This is a genomic window from Vibrio sp. 10N.261.52.A1, from assembly GCF_002876325.1.
Classification (GTDB): Bacteria; Pseudomonadota; Gammaproteobacteria; order Enterobacterales; family Vibrionaceae; genus Vibrio; species Vibrio chagasii.
In genome coordinates this window covers 1-2,058 of the sequence record NZ_MCYD01000858.1, presented here as the reverse complement: position 1 = coordinate 2,058, position 2,058 = coordinate 1, and the positions used below count along the sequence as shown (strand labels likewise).

General features: G+C 46.2%; 2 protein-coding genes. One reads left to right on the top strand and one right to left on the bottom strand.

The features are described 5' to 3' along the window. Positions 1–155 precede the first annotated feature (155 nt). Complete coding sequence (locus BCT81_RS18410; RefSeq protein ID WP_102425402.1) at positions 156–560, top strand: hypothetical protein; 405 nt, start codon at positions 156–158, stop codon at positions 558–560. Here BCT81_RS18410 and nhaD read toward each other — a convergent pair. Beyond that, complete coding sequence (nhaD, locus tag BCT81_RS18405; protein WP_102425401.1) at positions 541–1,980, bottom strand: sodium:proton antiporter NhaD; 1,440 nt, start codon at positions 1,978–1,980, stop codon at positions 541–543. The two genes, BCT81_RS18410 and nhaD, sit on opposite strands and share 20 nt — an antisense overlap. Between the last annotated feature and the right edge of the window lie 78 nt (positions 1,981–2,058).

Genomic DNA, 2,058 nt, shown 5'->3' with positions numbered 1-2,058 from the left:
TTGGTTATTGGTTATTGGGTTAAGTGATGCCTCGCAATGTTGAACTTAGCCTAGGGACCTGAAAAGTGTGACTTTGCAATAAAATCGTCACTTTCTGGAAAATACACATTTGGTTGCATATTCTTTAATCATGTTCTCTAGGCAAGGATGCCCAAATGAATAGTCAAATCCCTTTCTTACTCAGTTGCAGTAGTACGCTGTTACTGACAGGTTGTTTAAGCGATACCAGTCAACCTTTTGAAGTTCCACAGTTAGTTCTATTTAAAGGTATGTATGAAAGTACTGATAACGACAGCTATTTGCTTTTTGAGTCGGGGCAAGTTACTTATCAGGTAACGGATAACACAGTGACGCGTAGCTACAGCGTTGAAGACGATTTGATAACCATTGAGCTGAATTCAGGAAGCAGCCGAACGGATTCTGATTTGGTGATGAGAATTCAACGTCAAGGAGAGGTGCTCACTTGCAACCAATGCCCAGCGATGCAATTGAGCAACGTCTGGACACGAGTCGAAACCCCCAGCAATAAGGCTCATCTAACTAGAATAACCCACCATTAAGCCATAAGTGAGCCGCGATGCTGACGGCGTAGCCAACCATGATGACTGGCATCCACTTTAGGTGTCCAAAGAAGGTGTATTTACCATGCGCCGCGCCCATTAAGGCCACACCAGCAGCACTACCAATCGATAACAAGCTCCCCCCAACTCCAGCGGTTAAGGTAATCAGTAACCAGTTCCCCATCGACATTTGTGGCTCCATCGATAGCACAGCAAACATCACTGGAATGTTATCGACAATCGCAGATAAGATGCCCACCATAATGTTGGCAAAAATTGGGTCCCACTGGCTGTACATCAAAATCGAAGCCAGCTCTAAATATCCGAGCAAGCTCAAACCGCCCACACACATTACCACACCGTAGAAGAACAATAATGTATCCCACTCTGCGTGAGACACTCTTCGAAATACATCAAACGGCACCACAGACCCGAGTCGTTTTAACGCACCTTCGTCATTATTGGCAATGGCCACTGCTTTTTTCTTCGCCAGCGAGTTGGGCAGAGTTTTACGTAAGAAGTATCCGAAGAACTGTAGGTAAGCGAGCCCCATCATCATCCCCATCACTGGAGGGAAGTGCAGCACAGCGTGGAAAGCAACTGCGGTCGCGATAGTCATGATAAATAAGAACACGATTCGTCTTGCGCCACGCTTGAGTTCAACGTGTTGATGTACCGTGTCGGGCTGGGTGGTGGGTACAAAGTAAGACATGATTACCGCAGGGACTACATAGTTCATTACGGAAGGGATAAATAACGGGAGGAATTCGCTGAAGCTAACATAGCCAGCCTGCCACACCATTAGGGTTGTGATGTCACCAAATGGACTGAATGCGCCGCCAGCGTTGGCGGCAATAACGATATTTACACAAGCAAGGTTAACGAACTTAGGATTCGAACCCGCTACTTTAAGCACCACGGCGCACATCAGCAGAGCGGTGGTGAGGTTGTCGGCAATCGGAGAAATAAAAAACGCTAGAATGCCGGTCAACCAAAACAGCGAACGAAAATTAAAGCCTTTACCGACCATCCAGGCTTGCAGCGCATCAAACAGTCTTCGTTCTTCCATCGCGCTGATGTAGGTCATGGCGACGAGTAGGAAGAGTAGCAGCTCGGCATATTCCAATAAGTTGTGTTCGAGTGCTTGTTTCGCGACCTCAGTCAGATTGTGTTCTTGGTATGTGAAACCGATGATGATCCAAATCAGACCAGCAGCTAGCAGAACGGGTTTAGATTTTCGGAGTTTTAGATACTCTTCCATCATCACCACGATGTAGGCGACAACGAAAATGGTCAGTGATAAGTAGCCAGCAAATGAGCTAGTGAGCTTGAGTGGTTCTCCCAACTGAGAAGTGGCGGCACTTGCTACCGTAGAAAAAAACAGCAAAGAGAGGATAACAGAAAGCTGGATACCTAGCATGGATTACGCTCCAAAGTTAATAAGTTATTAACACGCGTAAAAGCGTAGACTTAAATAACCACATGGAGTGTGATAGAT

Coding starts and splice junctions, on each gene's coding strand:
- BCT81_RS18410 (WP_102425402.1), top strand. CDS start 156: ATGAATAGTCAAATCCCTTTCTTACTCAGTTGCAGTAGTACGCTGTTA.
- nhaD (WP_102425401.1), bottom strand. CDS start 1,980: ATGCTAGGTATCCAGCTTTCTGTTATCCTCTCTTTGCTGTTTTTTTCT.